We start from the raw sequence: 18,006 nt of genomic DNA on the forward strand, positions 1-18,006 counted from the left end.
CGGCAGCATGACACCGCCGACGGGCGGTGCTCAGAAGGGAGACGGCAGGATGCCTGGAGTCAACGGAGGACGTCGGCGCCGCGTGCCGCAAGGCCTGCTGGCCGGAACCTTCGCCGTCGGCCTCGTCGCCGCGGGAACGGTGTTCGGCGCCGGAACCGCGTCCGCCGAGAACGCGCTGATCTTCGGCGGCGCCCGCGGCCCCGGCATTCCGTGGGACCAGATCACCAACAAGGTGGGCCGCGGTTACTACCCGAATGCGAACCGGCGCATCGTCGAGTATCCCGCCGGGATGGTGTACGGCCGGCTGCCGGACAAGTTGTGGCCCGGCAACGACATCTCGACCGACAGTGTGGGCGACTCGGTGGACATCGGTGCGCGCAACCTGAAGACCGCGCTGCAGAACACTCCCGGCCAGACCGTGGTGGTCGGCAACTCCGAGGGCGCGCTGGTGCTCAGCGAGGCGCTGGCGCGCCTGTCGCAGGATCCCGGTGCGCGCGCCCCGGAAGGCGTGTCCTTCACATTGTTCGGGCCCCCGCAGTCGGTGACACCCTTCAGCCATTCGGTCCTGTCATCGCTGACGCCGGGAACGTACGTGCCGCTGATCGACTACACGGTGCGCGGTCCGGTGGAGAGCCAGTACGACACCACCCTGGTCGTGGGTGAATACGATTTTATCGCCGACTTCCCCGATCGGCCGGACAACTTCCTGGCGCTTGCGAATTCGCTTGTTGCGCTGGAGTATCTGCACACCGAGACGTCGTACTCCACCCGTGAGGACGTGCCGCCGCAGAACATCTTCGTCACGGTCAACTCCAAGGGAGCCACGCAGACGGCGTATTTCCTGCCGACCCAACTCCTGCCCCTGACCAGGCCGCTTCGCGATCTCGGAGTTCCCAACGAGCTGGTCGACCAGCTCGACGGCGTGGTTCGTCCCATGGTGGACGCCGGATACTCCCGTAACGACTACCCGGGTGCACCGGCTACCGGTATCGATCCCGTGGCCCGGGCCAACGTCGAGGAGTGGCTGCGCCAGGCCGGCACCGGTCTGGCGGAACTGCCGCCACAGCAGGCTCCCGTGTCGCAGCCCACGATCAAGTTGAGCCGCACCGACCAGGAGAACATCGACAAGGCGGTGCAGGGCATCAAGGTGAGCCCCACCGATCAGGCCAACATCGACAACGCCGCTCAGCAGGTGAAAAACCTGTTCCCAGGGATCGGCTAGCCGGCTCCGCCCAGCGTTGCCGAGCTCGGCTCAGTTGCCGGGCTCGGCTTCCTGCTTGACCCCCACCCGCAGCCGACTGCGCACCCGCTCGACCTGCCGGGTGACGAAATCCGACGGCCACCAGTTCGCCGTGCCGATCAGCGTCGCGATGGCGGGCACGGTCAAGGTGCGCACCAGGAACGTGTCCAGCAGAATCCCCACGCCCACAACGAATCCGGCCTGCACGACGGTGGAGATACTGGCGAACAACAGCCCGAACATCGATGCGGCGAAGATCAGCCCGGCTGCCGTGATCACGCCGCCGGTGGATCCGACGGTACGGATCACACCCGACCGCACGCCATGTGGCGACTCATCGCGTATTCGGGAGATCAGCAGCAGGTTGTAATCGGCTCCGACGGCGACCAGCACGATGAAGGTCAGCGCGGGAACGCTCCAGTGCAACTGTTGGCCGAGGACATACTGGAACATCACGACCCCGATGCCCAGAGCCGACAGGTAGGAGATCACCACCGAGGCGATCAGGTAGATCGGCGCGACCAAGGCTCGCAACAGGACCACCAGGATCAGCAGCACGACAGCGATCGTGAGCGCGAGGATGAGCCGGATGTCGTGGTTGTAGAAGTCGCGGGTGTCGCGGAGCATCGCCGGATATCCGGCGATCGACACCGAGGACCCTTCGAGCGCGGTGTTGGGCAGGGCGCCACGTGCGGTGTCACCGATCGCATTGACCAGGTTCATCGCCTCGGTGCCGAACGGGTTGATGTCGGTCTGGATCAGGTAACGCGCGGTATGACCGTCGGGAGAGATGAACGTCGCTGCGGCCTTGCGGAAGTCGTCCTGGGTGAGGATCTGGGCGGGCACGTAGAACCCGGCCATCGGGGGACTGGCCGCGTCGGTCTTCATGTTGAGCAGGAATGCCGACGCCTCGTCGAGCCCCGATCCCATCCGCTTGGTCTCCGTGACCAGTTGCGAGACCCCGTCGGCGATCTGTCGGCTGGCGTCGGCGAGGGTGTCGGCACCGGTCTGCAGGGTGCTGAGCTGCGAACGTGCCTGGGCCGGGTTGGCCAGACCCATGGATTGCATGGCCTTGCTCGCGGTGTCGATGGTGGTGCTGAGCTTCTTGACCGTGTCATCGAGGGACTGCATCGGATCTGTTGCCCGTAGATCCCGGGCCAGGGCAGCGATCTGATCGAAGGTTCCATCGGTGCGGGCCGCGGCCAGACGGCGCAGGGCTCCGCGGGCCTCAAGGCAGGCTGGGTCGGTCAGACAGACGGGGCTGGTGTCCAGTCCCCGCAGGACCGGATCGATCCACGGCATTCCGTTGGTCAGATCGGAGAAGTTCGAACCGAGTGAGTCTCCGAGTGCCCGCATACTGCTGACAAGCTTTGCCGCGCTGTCGACCTGCTGAAGTGTCGTATTGCCACCGACCTGCTTCTGCATTGCCGCCAGGGCATCGACCAGGCCACGCGCTCCGGCCACGCCGCGGGTGACCTGTGTGCGCACGTCGAGAAGGCTGGTCGCCAGGGAATCGGCGCCGTCGGTCAGCCGGTTGAGATCGCTTGCGCGCCCGTTGATCTGGGTTGACGCGTCATTGAGCTTGGTCCCGACCTCGCCGGCCTGATAGCTCAGTCGTGCCTGCTGCAGCGATTCTCCCGTGGGACGGGTGATCCCGCGCACGACGGCGATCCCGGGAAGTTGGCTCACCCGCTGGGCCATCTGTTCCAGGTCGGCCAGTGCCTGCGGCGTACGCAACTCGTTCGGAGACTGGATGATCAGATACTGCGGAATGGCCGAGCTGATCGGGAAGTGGTCTTCCAGGGCCGCATACCCCATCGAGCTCTCGGCGTGCGCCGGCAGCGCCTTGCGGTCGTCGTAGTTGTACTGGACGAGGGATGCGCAACTGGCCAGTGCCGCGAGGACGACCAGGCTGGCGGCCAGATGGGACCACGGTCGGCGCACGATGCGGATGCCGGACCGTCGCCAGAGTCGGCTCGTGAGGTCACGGCGCGGGGCGATCCAACCGTGCCGTCCGACGAGCACCATCACGGCAGGCAACAGTGTCAACGCGGCCAACAGCGCGATGCCGATGGCGACGGCGAGCGCGGTGCCCACCGTGGAGAACACGCCGAGTTGGGCGAACGTCATCCCGAGGAAGGTGACGGCCACCGTCGCGGCGGACGCGGCAATGACTTTGCCGATCGAGCCGAGTGCTTGTTCGACGGCGCGATCGGACTCCAGTCCGTCGCGCAGATAGTCGTGATATCGGCTGATGAGGAACACCGCGTAGTCGGTCCCGGCGCCTGCCATCATGGCGGTCAGGAACACGACGGTCTGGTTCGAGATCCCCATCCCGAGCGAGGCCAGGCCGGCGACCACTGATTGCGCTGTCACCAGGGAGGCCCCGATGGTGAGCAGGGGCAGCAGCATCGTGACCGGATTCCGGTAGATCAACAGCAGGATCACCAGGACCATCCCGATCGTGGCGATCTCGATGGCGGTCGTGTCGTGTTCGCCGATGTCGGTGAGATCGGCGACGGTGGCGGCCGGGCCGGTGAGGCTCGCGGTGAGCGAGGCGTCGTGCACGCTGTCCTTGACGATGGCGGCGACCCGGGTATACGACGCGTACGACTGCGGCGAACCGACGTTGCCCGCGATGCCCACGGGCAGGATCCAGGCCTTGCCGTCCTTGCTGGCCATGAACTCGCGCAGGGGAGGGGTACTGATGAAGTCCTGCAGCATCACGACGTCGGCGTCGTTCTTGCGCAGGTTGTCGACCAGCGTGCGGTAGGTCGCTTCGTCGGCCGGGCCCAGGCCCTTGTCGTTGCTCAGGACGACCAACAGCACGTTTTCCGAGCCGGATTCGTGGAACGCCTCGGTCATCTCACGGGTGGCGAGGGTGACGGGTGCGTGTGACGGCAGGATCGCGACGGGCCGTTGCTGCACCATCAGCGTCAGCGACGGGAACGTCAGTGGGAGGGCAGCCGTGATGGCCAGCCAGATTCCGATGACGAGCCACGGCCATCGCACTATCAGTGAGCCGAGCCGGACGAACAGCGAGGAGTGTTCGGCCGTGCTCGTAGATTCTGTCGGCGACGGCACTTTACGATCCTACGGGCGAGCGGGACGGCAGCGGGCGGTGCCGTGGGGACAGTGAATTGATGTGCGCCTCGACCTCACCGATCACCGATTGCTCGGGGACAGCCACCGCGTCTTGATCCGCCAGGAATGCGCGGACGCGAGTGCGAAGATCGCGCCGCAGCCGCAGGCGAAAATCCAGACCAGTCGGCCGTTCTCGATGGGTTGCAGCGCCGGAACAAGCGAAGTGACGATCCGTGTCGCGCACGCGAGCACGCCGCTGATCGAGGCGAACAGATAGATGTTGGCGATCCGCCGGGACCGCGGATCCTTGCGGAGGATCAGCATGGCGCGGGCACCGTACCCCAGCAGGTAGATCAAGGTGCCGCAGAGGATGATCCAGTACACGCTGAGCCAGAAGTCGGTCGGTACCTGGAAGAAGTCGGCTCGGTACACCGCGGCGCCGTTGCCCATCGAGAACGTGGCCAGCAGGACCGGGATACAGATCGTTGCCGGGCGCTCGACGTACTGCTTGAACGAGCGTTGCATGGCGCTGTCGTCCTGGAGCCGGCCCAGGGAGTTGTACACGATGGCCGACGCCGCGACGATGTAGCAGTCGTGCCCGATGTAGTCCTCGACATTCCACTTGCCCGTCAGCTCGTAGAGGACCTGTCCGATGGTCGCCGAGGCCCAGGGCGACATCAGGAGCACGGCCAGGCCCTGGAGCGCGATGTTGAGGGTGGCGGCCACCTCCCACCGACACGACCAGGTGACCCTCCTGATCCACAGGCTCCACAGGATGCAGGCCAGTGTGATCAGGATGAGTGTGGCGACGGACATAACGATCTGCCTCGGACGGTGTTGCGGTTCAGCTGACGTGCGGGTTGCTCACAGCGGGGGTGCGTCGGATCTCGGGGTCAATTGGGACAGTCTCTTGGAGCGGTGGACGGTCGGGCGCACGCGGGTGGCGGTATCCGTCGGTGCCACCGTCACCGGCGACGACTCCATGTAGTGCCAGACTTCCTGGCGGCTCATCAGCCCGAACCGGATCTGCAGGTCGGGGTAGCTGAGATGGAAGCGGTCGGCCACCTGCCGCAATTCCTCGGCGTTGGGGTAGTCGGCTTCTTTCACACGCCGGTAGTACGTGCTGCTGGATACGCCCAGCGCGCTGTACACGGCCTTGGCGTCGACCTCGCCGTCCAGCAGATAGTCGAGCAGGGCCTTGAGCTGCCTGCCGTTCTCGTCGGTTCGCGGCATCAGAACACAATAGACCCCGGGCCCGGAGTTGGTCACAGCGAACCGCAGGGAAGCCAGCAATGACGTAATTGACAACGATGTCAGAGTTTTGGCACAGATCTCCCATTTTTGGGACTCTCTGGCTACCGTTACACCTATGTCTGTTTCCGTCCTGCCCCATGCATACGGCGCGAGCTCGTGGATCGCCGACTACGGCACCGTGGGGCCTCCCGTTGTCGCAGATCTGGCGTCGGTGTCCAGTTCGCTGGACGAGGTGTTGTCCGCGGAGGTGCACGAAGCCCAGCTCGCGATGGGTTGCACCGCCGAGGAGCTGCTGCTGGCTGCGCTGGGCCGGACGGTCGCCCGCACCATCGGTGAAGGTGTGCTGGTCGTCGACGTCGTCACTGGTCCCGAGCGCGCCGGATACCGCCGCGTCGGGGTGCCCTGCATGTCGCATCGTGGCCTGTCTGGGCACGAATTGCTCGCGGCGGCGCGGCCCGTCGTCGACAACGGGGACCACCCACCGGCGGACATCGCCTTCGCCTACGGCGAGGGGCCCCGGGCCGGTCAGTGCGAACATCCGCTGTCGTTGCACATCCGGCGTGACAGTGCGGCCACGATGAGCCTGGACTGGCGGTTCGACAGCCGCGGGTTCGACGAGTGCACGGTGCAGGAATTGGCCGAGCAGTTCCCGCTGGCACTGATCGAGGTCACCTCCGGTTAGGTGTGATTTCTCGATGATTTGCGGTGCTCACTAGACTGGGCGCATCGGCGCTGATCCGGCCATCACCGGGGAGCCTTCGGAAGAACAGTTGCGGGTTCCGCGGCTCAGTAGAACCGGACGGGTGGGCCCGTGATCGCCTGAAAGTTGAGCGGCGCGCTGCGTGACAGCGCGCAAGCGGGGTGGTACCGCGGCGCTTGCGCACCCGCGCGACGTCGTCCCCGTGCCTAGGACACACAGGCTCCTCAATGAGGGGCCGGCGACGCGGCCCGACGGCCACGTCATAGGCACAGGAGACGCGTCAGTGACTGCCCAATCGGAGTCTTCAACGTCGGCCGGATATCCCAAGCCGGCGGCACCCAACTTCCCGGAGCGGGAACTCGAGGTGCTCGACTATTGGGCCGGCGACGACACTTTCCGGGCCAGTATCGCGCGCCGTGCGGATGCCGAGGAGTACGTCTTCTACGACGGACCGCCGTTCGCCAACGGTCTGCCGCATTACGGCCACCTGCTGACCGGCTACGTCAAGGACATCGTGCCGCGATACCGAACCATGCGTGGCTACAAGGTGGAACGCCGGTTCGGGTGGGATACGCACGGCCTACCCGCCGAACTTGAGGTGCAGCGCCAGCTGGGCATCGCGGACAAGGCCCAGATCGAAGAGATGGGCATCGAGAAGTTCAACGCGGCCTGCCGAGCCTCGGTCCTGAAATACACCGACGAGTGGCGCGCCTATGTCACGCGGCAGGCCCGCTGGGTGGACTTCGACAACGACTACAAAACCCTCGACCCGACCTTCATGGAGTCGGTGATCTGGGCGTTCAAGCAGCTGTGGGACAAGGGCCTGGCCTATGAGGGCAACCGGGTGCTGCCGTACTGCTGGAACGACGAGACCCCGCTGTCCAACCATGAGCTTCGGATGGATGACGACGTCTACCAGAGCCGCCAGGATCCGGCAGTGACGGTCGGCTTCACGGTGACCGAGGGCCCGCTGAAGGGCGCCCACCTGTTGATCTGGACGACGACGCCCTGGACGCTGCCGTCCAACCAGGCTGTCGCCGTCAACCCCGACATCGACTACGTCCTGGTGAAGGGCACCGACGGGCGGCGGTACGTGTTGGCCCAAGCGCGGCTCGCAGCCTACGCGCGCGAACTCGGGGAAGAGCCTGAAGTCCTCGGCAGCTACACCGGGCGCGACCTGCTCGGGACGCACTACCTGCCGCCGTTCCCCTACTTCATGGACGCACCCAATTCGTTCCAGGTGCTGGCCGCCGATTTCGTCAGCACCGAGGACGGCACGGGCATCGTGCACATGGCGCCTGCCTACGGTGAGGACGACAAGGCCACCGCCGACACCGCCGACATCGTCGCGGTCACCCCGGTGGACTCGAAGGGCCGTTTCGACGCGACCGTGCCCGATTACGCGGGTCAGCATGTCTTCGACGCCAACTCGCAGATCATCCGCGACCTCAAGAACGGTGACGGGCCTGCTGCCGCCAACGGCGCGGTGCTGCTGCGGCACGAAACCTACGAGCACTCCTACCCGCACTGCTGGCGGTGCCGCAATCCGTTGATCTACCGCGCGGTCTCGTCGTGGTTCATCAAGGTCACCGACTTCCGGGACCGGATGGTCGAGCTCAACCAGCAGATCACCTGGTACCCCGAGCACGTCAAGGATGGACAGTTCGGTAAGTGGCTCGCCAATGCGCGCGACTGGTCGGTGTCTCGAAACCGGTACTGGGGCAGCCCGATTCCGGTGTGGAAGTCCGATGATCCGGCCTATCCGCGGATCGATGTCTACGGCAGCCTCGACGAGCTCGAACGCGATTTCGGTGTGCGGCCGACGGATCTGCACCGACCGTTCATCGATGAACTGACCCGGCCCAACCCCGACGATCCGACCGGCAAGTCCACGATGCGCCGCATCGAGGACGTGTTCGATGTGTGGTTCGACTCGGGTTCGATGCCGTACGCGCAGGTGCACTACCCGTTCGAGAACGCGGAATGGTTCGACGGCGTCGGCGGTGCCGACAATGAGACCGGGGGCAGCGGCGAGGACGCGCATTTCCCGGGCGATTTCATCGTCGAGTACATCGGCCAGACCCGCGGCTGGTTCTACACCATGCATGTGCTGGCCACCGCGCTGTTCGACAAGCCGGCTTTCAAAACCTGTGTGGCGCACGGGATCGTGCTGGGCAACGACGGTGCGAAGATGAGCAAGTCGCTGCGCAACTATCCCGATGTCAGCGAGGTCTTCGACCGCGATGGGTCCGACGCCATGCGCTGGTTCCTGATGGCTTCGCCGATCCTGCGCGGCGGCAACCTGATCGTCACCGAACAGGGCATTCGTGAAGGTGTCCGTCAGGTGCTGCTGCCGTTGTGGAACGCCTACAGCTTCCTGGCGTTGTACGCGCCGAAGAAGGGCACCTGGCGGACAGACTCGGCCAACGTGCTCGATCGCTACATCCTGGCCAAGTTGGCGCAGTTGCGTGACGATCTGACCACTTCACTGGACACCTGTGACATCTCCGGGGCGTGCGACGAACTGCGGCAGTTCACCGAGGCATTGACCAACTGGTATGTGCGTCGGTCACGTTCGCGTTTCTGGGAAGAGGATGCCGACGCGATCTACACCCTGCACACCGTCCTGGAAGTGACGTGCAGACTCGCGGCTCCGCTGTTGCCGTTGGCCACCGAGGTGATCTGGCGGGGCGTGACCGGTGAGCGTTCGGTACATCTGACCGACTGGCCCGAAGCCGATGTGGTGCCGCACGACGCCGAGTTGGTGGCCGCGATGGATCAGGTCCGCGAGGTGTGTTCGGTGGGCTCGTCGCTGCGCAAGGCCAAGAAGCTGCGGGTGCGGCTGCCGTTGCCGAAACTGACTGTCGCGGTCGAAAACCCAACTGCCCTCGCCCCGTTCGCGGATCTGATTGCCGACGAGCTCAACGTCAAGGCGGTCGACCTGACCGACGACATCGACGCCTACGGCAAGTTCGACCTCGCCGTCAACGCCCGCGTCGCGGGTCCCCGGATCGGTAAGGACGTGCAGGCCGCGATCAAGGCCGTCAAGGCAGGGGAGGGCGTGGTCAATCCCGACGGCACCCTGACCGCGGGACCGGTGGTGCTGCAGCCCGAGGAGTACACCGCCAAACTGGTTGCCGCCGACCCGGAATGGACCGCGGCTCTGCCCGACGGTGCGGGCCTGGTGGTGCTCGACGGCACAGTCACCGAGGAGCTTGAGGCCGAGGGCTGGGCCAAGGACCGCATCCGCGAACTGCAGGAACTGCGCAAGTCCACCGGCCTTGAGGTGTCCGACCGGATCGTCGTGCAGATGTCGGTGCCGGCGCAGTACGAGCCATGGGCGCGGGCCCATCGTGATCTCATCGCCGGAGAGATCCTGGCCACCGGTTTCGAATTCATGAGCACGGACACGGTGTTGGAGGGCACAGAGATCGGGGACGGAGTGCGGGTCGCGATCGCAAAAGCGTGAGGCGGTGGGTTCAGCCGCCGGCCACGCGCGCACTGCGGCCGGCGAACGCGACGGTGTCGCCCGGTCGTAGTTGGCGGCCGCGGCGCAGTTCGACCTCGCCGTTGACGCTGACCAGGCCGTCGGCGATGACGGACTTCGCGTCGGCGCCGCTGTCGATCAGGGAGGCCAGCTTGAGGAACTGTCCCAGGCGAATCGACTCGTCCCTGATCGGCACGTCATCCGGCGTCATGAAAGTCAGGCTAGCGCCATAGCATCAGCAACTATGAACGGCGCCGAGGTCACGGGCGCGGGCGGACGCTGGGTTCTGCACCTCGACATGGATGCGTTCTTCGCATCCGTCGAACAACTGACGCGTCCCACCCTGCGCGGCAGACCCGTGCTGGTCGGCGGCCTCGGCGGGCGCGGTGTGGTGGCGGGGGCCAGCTACGAGGCGCGCCGCTACGGCGCGCGGTCGGCGATGCCGATGCACCAGGCCCGCCGGCTCGTCGGTGCACCCGCCGTGGTGCTGCCGCCCCGCGGCGCGGTCTACGGATTGGCGAGCCGACGCGCACTCGACACCGTGCGCAGCGTCGTCCCGGTGCTCGAGCAGCTGTCCTTCGACGAGGCCTTCGGCGAACCGGTGGAACTGGTCGGCGCCACCGCCGCCGACGTCGAACAGTTCTGTCAGCAGTTGCGGGCCAAGGTCCTCGAGCAGACCGGGCTGGTGGCCTCCGTCGGAGCCGGCTCGGGAAAACAGATCGCCAAAATCGCATCCGGGCTGGCCAAGCCCGATGGGATCCGGATCGTCCGCCGCGACGAGGAAGCGCTGTTGCTCGACGGCCTGCCGGTACGCAAGTTGTGGGGGATCGGCCCGGTGGCCGAGGAGAAGCTGCACCGACTCGGTATCGAGACGGTGGGCGCATTGGCCGCGTTGTCGGATGCCGAAGCCGCCAGTGTGCTCGGCACGGCGGTGGGTGCCGCGCTGCATCGGCTGGCCCGCGGGATCGACGACCGCCCGGTGGCCGAGCGCGCCGAGGCCAAGCAGATCAGCGCGGAATCGACTTTTCCGGAGGATCTCACCACTCTTCGTCAGTTGCAGGACGCGATCGCACCGATCGGCGAACATGCGCACCGTCGCCTGGAGAAAGACGGTCGTGGTGCCCGGACCGTGACGGTCAAGTTGAAGAAGTCGGACATGAGCACGCTGACTCGCTCGGCCACGCTGGCCTATGCCACGACCGAGGCCGCCACCCTGATCGGCACCGCCCGCCGGCTGCTGCTCGACCCGGTGGAGATCGGTCCGATTCGCCTTGTCGGCGTGGGTTTTTCGGGGCTGTCGGACAGCAGGCAGGAATCCCTGTTTCCGGACCTCGAGCAGCTCGACGACATCTCCGACTCGCACCAGCATGAGGCCACCGAGGCTGCGCAGAGCAGCCCGACGGGCTGGCGCATCGGCGACGACGTCGCGCACCCCGACCACGGTCACGGCTGGGTCCAGGGGGCCGGTCACGGCGTGATGACCGTGCGCTTCGAAACCAGGGCCAGCGGTCCCGGGCCGGCCCGCACGTTTCCCGACGACACTCCCGGTTTCAGCCGGGCCGATCCGGTCGACAGCCTGGACTGGGGCGACTATCTCAGCGGCCTGGCCGACTACCAGAGCACGCCGTAGGTGGCATTCAGGATGAAGCCGTGCTCGCCATACGTCTTGCACGTCACCGTGCCCTGATAGCCGACCCCACAACTCGCGCCCCAGTTCTCCAACCGATGCCCCTCGGGCAGCACGTCGACATCGCGCGTGAACGAGGCCGTGTCGGAGTGACGGTAGGAGGCGGGCCCGCCACTGTTGACGAAGATCTGGTTGCTGCCCGCCGGTGCATCGATCGGCACTGCGTCGCAACCGACCGGTCCGCCGTTGGGTCCGATTCCGCAATGCCGGCCGTCCGGGGTCCGGAAGAACACGCCGTAGAAGTCGGTGGGTGAGCTGTAATGCCCTTCTGCTTTGGGATAGCTGTCGATGTCGTCGGCGCCGGGTGGTGGCTCCGCTGCCGCGGTCGGGGCCGGTGTCAGCGTGAGCAGGCCGATCGCCGCAATTGCCATGAGGTGATGGCGCATAGGTTCCATTGAACCGATGCCGTCAACCCCCGTGGCCGACTACCAGAGCACGCCGGAAGCGGCGTCGAGCGAAAAGCCGTGCCGGCCGGACGTTTTGCAGATCAGTGTGCCCTCGTGGGTGACAGCGCAGGCGGCCTCCCAGTTCTCCAGTCGATAGCCTGCGGGCAGCACGCCTACATCCCGGGTGAACAGCTTGCTCCCCGAATAGCGGTAGGACGCCGGTGCTCCGGCCTCGACAAAGGTCTGGTTCATGCCCTCGGGTGCATCCGCGGGCACCGCGTCGCACCCGACCGGACCGCGGTTGGGAAGGATTCCGCAGTACCGACCGTCTGGGGTCTGGAAGTACAGCCCGTAGAAATCGGTGGGCGAGGTGTAGTTGCCCTCGGCGATCGGGTAGCCGTCGATGTCCTCGATCCCAGGTGGCGGCGGCCACGGCCAAGCCTGCGCGGTCGGAAGCGGGCCGAACATCGATAGGCCGACGGCAGCTGCCGCCACAATGTGGAAACGCACGTTCGCTATTTCAGCACAGGTCGTCAACCCCAGGCGTCGACGACCTCCGTTACGGGTCGCCCGGCAGCCAGTGCGGCCATCAACAGAACCCGCGCCTGCGCCGGGCGCAGGCAAGGGACCATCGTGGCGCCGGCGTCGACCAACTGCCGGCCGGGTCCGTACTGCGCGACCACCGGGCCGTCGGGAACCCGGGTCGACACCGCGATCACGACACCGGCGCGGCAGTACCGGCGCACCGCGTCGATCAGCGCAGTTCCCGCATTGCCCGAGCCCATCGCCTGGAGCACGACCGCGCGTGCCCCGGCGTCGACGCAGGCGTCCAGGGCGGTCGAGTCTGCTCCCGGATACGCGGCGACGATGTCGACTCGCGGTGCCGTCGCTGCGGACAACTCGCCGAGAAACGTGCGGCGTTTGGTCGCGGCTGCTTCAAAACGACCATCGATGACCGTTCCGATCGCGTCGCCGGTGAAGGCGTTCAACTCGTCGGTGTGACGCTTACGAAGACCCAGCGGTTGCCACACGGTCCCGGCAAAGCTGACGACCACCCCGAGGTCTCGGGCCTGCGGACTGGCCGCGACGGTGATGGCGTGCCGCAGGTTGGCGGGACCGTCGGCATCGGGCGCGTCGGCGCTGCGCTGCGACCCGGTCAGTACCACCGGCACGGCTCCGCCGTAGGTGAGGTCGAGCCACAGCGCGGTTTCCTCCAGGCTGTCGGTTCCGTGCGTGATGACGACGCCCTCGGCCCGGGCCGCTGCGGCGCCGGACGCCGCTCGGATCACGTCCCAGTCCGCAGGTGTCAGCAGGGCGCTGTCGGTCGAGAGCACATCGACGATCTCGACGTCCGCGTCAACCGCCAGTCCGGCCGTCAGCTCGGCCCCGGCACGCGTCGGACGCCGGATTCCGGCGTCGTCGGTGCTGGTCGAGATGGTGCCGCCGGTGGTGATCACGACGACGCGGCGGCGCGGCGCCACAGCTCCTGTCACGGTCTCCGTCACGGTCCAGATTGTCCCGCAATTGTCCCGGCTCGACTGTTTGGGATGATGGGGGAGTGACTGATGAAACGTCAGGCCCGGTAGAGCCGGTGACCGACGCAACCGGGGATGCGAAACCATCCCCTGTAACCGCTGCTCCGCCCCGGCGGCGGCTGCGTCTGCTGCTCACCGTCGCCGCGGTCGTGCTGTTCATCGACGTGGTGACCAAGGTGCTCGCGGTACGCCTGCTGACGCCCGGACAGCCGGTGTCGATCATCGGTGACACCGTGACCTGGACGCTGGTACGAAACTCCGGCGCGGCGTTCTCGATGGCAACCGGATACACCTGGGTGTTGACGCTCATCGCGACCGGAGTGGTGATCGGAATCGTCTGGATGGGCCGCCGACTGGTCTCTCCGTGGTGGGCGATCGGTCTCGGGATGATCCTGGGCGGTGCGACGGGAAACCTGATCGACCGCTTCTTCCGTGCCCCTGGACCGCTCCGTGGGCACGTGGTGGACTTCTTCTCGGTCGGCTGGTGGCCGGTGTTCAACGTGGCCGATCCGGCGGTGGTCGGGGGCGCGATCCTGTTGGTGGCGCTCTCGTTGTTCGGATTCGACTTCGATACCGTCGGGCGGCGGCGCCTGAACGACGACGCCGACGACAAAGCGGGCGACGACAAAGCGGCCGACGATGATCAGTCCGAGAAGGTTGATGACGCCGATCCGGAGACTGCGGCCGAAGACGAGTCGAGCGCGGTCGGGCGCCAGGCCGAGACGTCATAGTGACCACCCGGTCGATGCCGGTGCCCGAGGGCCTGGCGGGAATGCGGGTCGACGCCGGCCTGGCCCGGCTCCTGGGGCTGTCGCGTACCGCGGTGGCAGCGATGGCCGAGGACGGCGGTGTCGATATCGACGGCGCGCCGGCAGCCAAATCCGACAAGCTCGTCGCCGGGGCATGGCTGGAAGTTCGGCTTCCTGAGGCGCCCCCACAGGTCGAGAACACCCCGGTCGACATCGAGGGCATGGGCATCCTCTACTCGGACGACGACATCGTGGCCGTGGACAAGCCGCCGGGTGTGGCCGCGCATGCGACCGTGGGTTGGCATGGCCCGACGGTCCTGGGCGGGCTGGCCGCCGCCGGGTTCCGGATCAGCACCTCGGGCATCCACGAACGCCAGGGCATCGTGCACCGACTCGATGTCGGCACCTCCGGAGTCATGATCGTGGCGTTGTCGGAGCGGGCATACACCGTGCTCAAGCGGGCGTTCAAGCAACGCACCGTGGACAAGCGGTACCACGCGCTGGTGCAGGGACACCCCGATCCGTCGAGCGGAACCATCGATGCCCCCATCGGGCGGCATCGTGGTCACGACTGGAAGTTCGCGGTCGTCGAGGGCGGACGTCACAGCATCACCCACTACGACACCCTGGAGGCGTTCCAGGCCGCCAGCCTGCTGGACGTCCACCTGGAGACCGGCCGCACACATCAGATCCGCGTGCACTTCTCCGCGCTGCACCACCCGTGTTGCGGCGACATGACCTACGGCGCCGACCCGACGTTGGCGAAAAAGCTTGGGCTGGAACGTCAATGGCTGCATGCCCGGTCGCTGGCCTTCGCCCATCCGGCCGACGGCCGCCGCATCGAGATCACCAGTCCGTATCCGGCTGACCTGCAGGCCGCCCTCGACGTTCTGCGCCGCCACTAGCGGTGGGTGTGCAGGCACCTGCGCAGCAGACCGGCGCCACCCGCGCCGGGGTGCTCTACGGTGCGGGTGCCTACATCTGGTGGGGTTTGTGCCCCGGCTTCTTCCTGTTGTTACTCCCGGCGGGAGCGCCGGAGGTGCTGGCCCACCGCATCGTGTGGAGCGCAGTGTTCCTGCTGCTGGTGCTCGCGGTGGCCCGGCGGCTCGGTGACCTCCGCAGGTTGACGCTGAAGACCTGGCTAGAGCTGCTGATTGCCGCCGCGTTGATCTCCGTCAACTGGGGGACCTACATCTATGCCGTGACCACCGGCCACGTCGTGGACGCGGCTCTCGGCTATTTCATCAATCCCCTGGTGAGCGTGCTGCTGGGCGTGCTGGTGTTCCGCGAACGGATCAGCCGATGGCAGGCGGTCGCCTTGGTGCTCGCACTCGTCGCAGTGGTGATCCTGACCGTGGAGCTGGGCGCGCCGCCATACATCGCGGTCGTGCTCGCGCTGTCCTTCGGCATTTACGGCCTGATCAAGAAAGTGGTGCAGGCCGACCCGAGAGTGAGCGTGGCCACAGAGACATTGGCAGCGTTTCCCTTCGCGGCCGGTTATCTGATCACGCTCGAGGTGCTGGGCCGGGGAAACTTCCTCGACCACGGCACCTGGCACGCGCTGCTGTTGTTGCTCGCCGGGCCGGTCACCGCGGTCCCGCTGCTGTTGTTCGCCGCGGCCGCACAGCGCCTCCCGATGGTGACACTGGGCCTGTTGTTCTATCTCAACCCTGGGCTGCAGATGGCCTGGGGGGTGTTCATCGGCCACGAGCCGATGCCGTTGGGCCGGTGGATCGGGTTCGCCCTGATCTGGGTGGCGTTGGTGATCATGACGGTCGGGGCGCTGCGCAAAAAGCCGGCCGAGATTTCGGCCGACTTTGTCGATCAGGTGCAATCGGAATCGTCATCACGGTGACAGGCTGAAAACCGAAACCGGGACGACACCGTGCAGTACTGCCTACTCATGCATTATCAGGAGGGCCCGGAGGCGGGCCTGAGCGACGAGGACATGGAACCGGCGCGGGCCGCATTCGCCCGCTATGCCGACGATCTTGACGCGGCCGGAGTGCTCATCGGGACACAGGTACTCCAGTCGGCGTCAGCCTCCACGACCTACACCGCACGTACCGGTGCCGCCGAGATCCAGGACGGCCCGTTCGCCGACACCAGAGAGCGGTTGGGCGGCGTGTTCGTGATCGACGTGCCCGATCTCGATGCGGCATTGGCGTGGGCGGCGAAATGCCCCGCCGCGGCGTGGGGTTCCATCGAGATCAGGCCCGTCGCCGTGACCTATCGCAGTGGCCGGGGCTGGTACGCCCCCTGAACACACCGGCCTCGGCGCGCCTCGCGCAGGTGGTCGGCCGGTCCTACGGCCGACTGCTTGCGTTGCTTGCCGCCCAGAGCCGCGACATCGCCGCGGCCGAGGACGCCTTGGCCGACGCGCTCGAACGCGCCCTGCAGCGGTGGCCACGCGACGGCGTTCCGGCCAATCCCGAGGCGTGGTTGGTGACCGTGGCGCGAAATCGACTGCGGGACATGTGGAAATCGCCTGCCTATCGGCTGACCGGGCCATGGACCGAGGACCACGACGTCGCCTGGGAGATGGCGGACCCCGCGGCGGTGATTCCCGACTGCCGGCTCGAACTCATGCTGGTGTGCGCCCATCCGGCCATCGCCGCCGACATCCGCACCCCGTTGATGCTGCAGACGGTTCTGGGGGTGGAGGCCGCCGCCATCGCCTCGGCCTTCGCGGTTGCCCCGGCAACCATGGCGCAACGACTGGTGCGGGCCAAGAAGCGCATTCGGGACACCGGGATCCCGTTCACCCTGCCGGAGCGCGCCGACCTCGATGCGCGGCTACCCGAGGTACTCGAAGCGGTCTACGGCGCTTACTCGATCGACTGGCTGTCCGTCCCGCAGACAACGACCGTCGAATCGCTGTCGTCCGAGGCCCTGCACCTGGCCATGGTGCTCGTCGAGTTGTTGCCCGAGGAGCCCGAGGTTCTGGGCCTGGCCGCACTGATGTGTCTGTGCGAGGCACGGGCATCTTCTCGCCGAGGCAGGACGGGTCGACGAGGCGGCCGCGGCATACCGCCGTGCCATCGAACTGACCGCCGACGATGCGGTGCGGACCTACTTGGCCGGACGGCTGATGGGGCTCCGATCGACCGGCCAGACCGGACCGGGGTCGTGACCCATCCGGGAGACTCTTTGCGAACGCATCTTTTGACCTCATTCTGGCAATGTCATAGTGTTTGCTGAATGACTGTGCGAAGCGGGCCTCGGGCCGCTCGTCGGCCCGGTAGGCCGGTTGGCGCCGACGCTGCGCAAACCCGTGAACGCATCCTGCACGCGGCCTATGAAGTCATCAACGAGCGCGGCTACGCGGCGGCGACATTCCAGGAGATCGCGAATCGCAGTGGTCTGAGCCGCCCGACCCTCAACTATTACTTCGCCAGCCGCGAAGAGCTCTACAGCGCGCTGCTCCAGCAGGCGCACGATGTCGTCGTTTCGTGCATTCGCGTGGCGAAACAGCATGAAGGAACGTTGGATCGGTTGCATGCCTACATCGATGCGGTGGTGGCGGTGTGGCATCGGGACCACGCTGTGGTCGGGTTCCTGGCCAATGCGCGGCTTGAGGCCTACCGGCACCCGGGCCTGCCCGCCGCCACCGTCGCGGCCACCCGCGGGTTCCTCGGCGAGGTGGTCACCGAGGCGATCGCCCGCCGCGAGGTGTCCCCGTACACCGAGCCGGCGACCCTGGTCGAACTGCTGTACGCGATGATGTGGGGAGTGGGTGCCTACAGTGGTTGGCAGGGCCGGCCGGTTGATGTGCCGGCGATAGCCAAGCAACTGCATCAGGTGATCGGAAACGGGTTGCTGTCGATCGCTGATCGTGATCGCTGAAAGCTCGGCGCAGACACGCGTGGCGACACGCCCGGAGG

The 18,006-nt window shown here is 66.6% G+C and carries 17 protein-coding genes; 10 read left to right on the forward strand and 7 right to left on the reverse strand.

The annotated features are described in order from the left end of the window. The first annotated feature begins 49 nt into the window (after positions 1-49). The gene (locus tag AC4ELH_RS03245) at positions 50-1,222 is read left to right on the forward strand and encodes a PE-PPE domain-containing protein (RefSeq protein WP_448447741.1); all 1,173 of its coding nucleotides are present in this window, start codon (positions 50-52) and stop codon (positions 1,220-1,222) included. 30 nt (positions 1,223-1,252) lie between these two features. On the opposite strand, the gene AC4ELH_RS03250 is transcribed toward AC4ELH_RS03245, so the two are convergent. The 3 genes from AC4ELH_RS03250 to AC4ELH_RS03260 all read right to left on the reverse strand — a co-directional run bounded on the left by AC4ELH_RS03250 (position 1,253) and on the right by AC4ELH_RS03260 (position 5,557). Further along, complete coding sequence (locus AC4ELH_RS03250; protein ID WP_302050789.1) at positions 1,253-4,252, reverse strand: MMPL/RND family transporter; 3,000 nt, start codon at positions 4,250-4,252, stop codon at positions 1,253-1,255. A gap of 153 nt (positions 4,253-4,405) precedes the next feature. After that, complete coding sequence (locus AC4ELH_RS03255; protein ID WP_064958615.1) at positions 4,406-5,140, reverse strand: hypothetical protein; 735 nt, start codon at positions 5,138-5,140, stop codon at positions 4,406-4,408. Between the two features lie 48 nt (positions 5,141-5,188). Further along, entirely contained in the window at positions 5,189-5,557 is a 369-nt protein-coding gene (locus AC4ELH_RS03260; protein WP_064883587.1) for a hypothetical protein, read from the reverse strand. Between the two features lie 136 nt (positions 5,558-5,693). On the opposite strand from AC4ELH_RS03260, the gene AC4ELH_RS03265 reads away from it, so the two are divergent. Together AC4ELH_RS03265 and ileS are read left to right on the forward strand one after the other, a co-directional pair. Further along, positions 5,694-6,260, forward strand: a complete 567-nt coding sequence (locus tag AC4ELH_RS03265) for a hypothetical protein (protein ID WP_498883228.1) — start codon at positions 5,694-5,696, stop codon at positions 6,258-6,260. A 301-nt stretch (positions 6,261-6,561) separates the two neighbouring features. Then, on the forward strand, positions 6,562-9,747 hold the full coding sequence (gene ileS, locus AC4ELH_RS03270; RefSeq protein WP_498883229.1) for an isoleucine--tRNA ligase: 3,186 nt from the start codon (positions 6,562-6,564) through the stop codon (positions 9,745-9,747). A 10-nt stretch (positions 9,748-9,757) separates the two neighbouring features. Here ileS and AC4ELH_RS03275 read toward each other — a convergent pair whose 3' ends face one another. Further along, a complete protein-coding gene (locus AC4ELH_RS03275; protein WP_055113809.1) occupies positions 9,758-9,976 on the reverse strand; it encodes an RNA-binding S4 domain-containing protein in 219 nt (72 codons plus the stop codon). A 33-nt stretch (positions 9,977-10,009) separates the two neighbouring features. On the opposite strand from AC4ELH_RS03275, the gene AC4ELH_RS03280 reads away from it, so the two are divergent. Then, entirely contained in the window at positions 10,010-11,395 is a 1,386-nt protein-coding gene (locus AC4ELH_RS03280; protein WP_064883512.1) for a DNA polymerase IV, read from the forward strand. Here AC4ELH_RS03280 and AC4ELH_RS03285 read toward each other — a convergent pair. The 3 genes from AC4ELH_RS03285 to AC4ELH_RS03295 form a co-directional block, all read right to left on the reverse strand. Continuing rightward, positions 11,377-11,838 carry a hypothetical protein gene (locus tag AC4ELH_RS03285; protein WP_064883510.1) on the reverse strand — a complete coding sequence of 154 codons (462 nt, stop codon included), beginning with the start codon at positions 11,836-11,838 and terminating at the stop codon, positions 11,377-11,379. The genes AC4ELH_RS03280 and AC4ELH_RS03285 overlap by 19 nt on opposite strands. 39 nt (positions 11,839-11,877) lie before the next feature. Continuing rightward, positions 11,878-12,306 (reverse strand): hypothetical protein, encoded by a 429-nt coding sequence (locus AC4ELH_RS03290; RefSeq protein WP_236734788.1) that lies wholly within the window; start codon positions 12,304-12,306, stop codon positions 11,878-11,880. A 65-nt stretch (positions 12,307-12,371) separates the two neighbouring features. Continuing rightward, positions 12,372-13,319 carry an asparaginase gene (locus tag AC4ELH_RS03295; RefSeq protein WP_448447804.1) on the reverse strand — a complete coding sequence of 316 codons (948 nt, stop codon included), beginning with the start codon at positions 13,317-13,319 and terminating at the stop codon, positions 12,372-12,374. Between the two features lie 77 nt (positions 13,320-13,396). Between AC4ELH_RS03295 and lspA the strand changes: the two genes are divergently transcribed. The 6 genes from lspA to AC4ELH_RS03325 are packed head-to-tail and all read left to right on the forward strand — an operon-like array spanning position 13,397 to position 17,968. Next, positions 13,397-14,104 carry a signal peptidase II gene (gene lspA / locus AC4ELH_RS03300; RefSeq protein ID WP_064958620.1) on the forward strand — a complete coding sequence of 236 codons (708 nt, stop codon included), beginning with the start codon at positions 13,397-13,399 and terminating at the stop codon, positions 14,102-14,104. After that, positions 14,104-15,027 carry an RluA family pseudouridine synthase gene (locus AC4ELH_RS03305; RefSeq protein WP_498883230.1) on the forward strand — a complete coding sequence of 308 codons (924 nt, stop codon included), beginning with the start codon at positions 14,104-14,106 and terminating at the stop codon, positions 15,025-15,027. Before lspA ends, AC4ELH_RS03305 begins: the two co-directional genes overlap by 1 nt. Before the next feature lie 50 nt (positions 15,028-15,077). After that, positions 15,078-15,977 carry an EamA family transporter RarD gene (gene rarD / locus AC4ELH_RS03310; protein WP_498883326.1) on the forward strand — a complete coding sequence of 300 codons (900 nt, stop codon included), beginning with the start codon at positions 15,078-15,080 and terminating at the stop codon, positions 15,975-15,977. A 30-nt stretch (positions 15,978-16,007) separates the two neighbouring features. Further along, a complete protein-coding gene (locus AC4ELH_RS03315; protein ID WP_064958621.1) occupies positions 16,008-16,385 on the forward strand; it encodes a YciI family protein in 378 nt (125 codons plus the stop codon). A 29-nt stretch (positions 16,386-16,414) separates the two neighbouring features. Further along, positions 16,415-17,323 carry a DUF6596 domain-containing protein gene (locus AC4ELH_RS03320; RefSeq protein ID WP_498883231.1) on the forward strand — a complete coding sequence of 303 codons (909 nt, stop codon included), beginning with the start codon at positions 16,415-16,417 and terminating at the stop codon, positions 17,321-17,323. Continuing rightward, positions 17,324-17,968, forward strand: coding sequence for a TetR/AcrR family transcriptional regulator (locus AC4ELH_RS03325; protein ID WP_448447727.1), 645 nt, complete (start codon positions 17,324-17,326; stop codon positions 17,966-17,968). The last annotated feature ends 38 nt before the right edge of the window (positions 17,969-18,006 follow it).

The sequence above is a fragment of the Mycobacterium shunyiense genome (genome assembly GCF_058270075.1).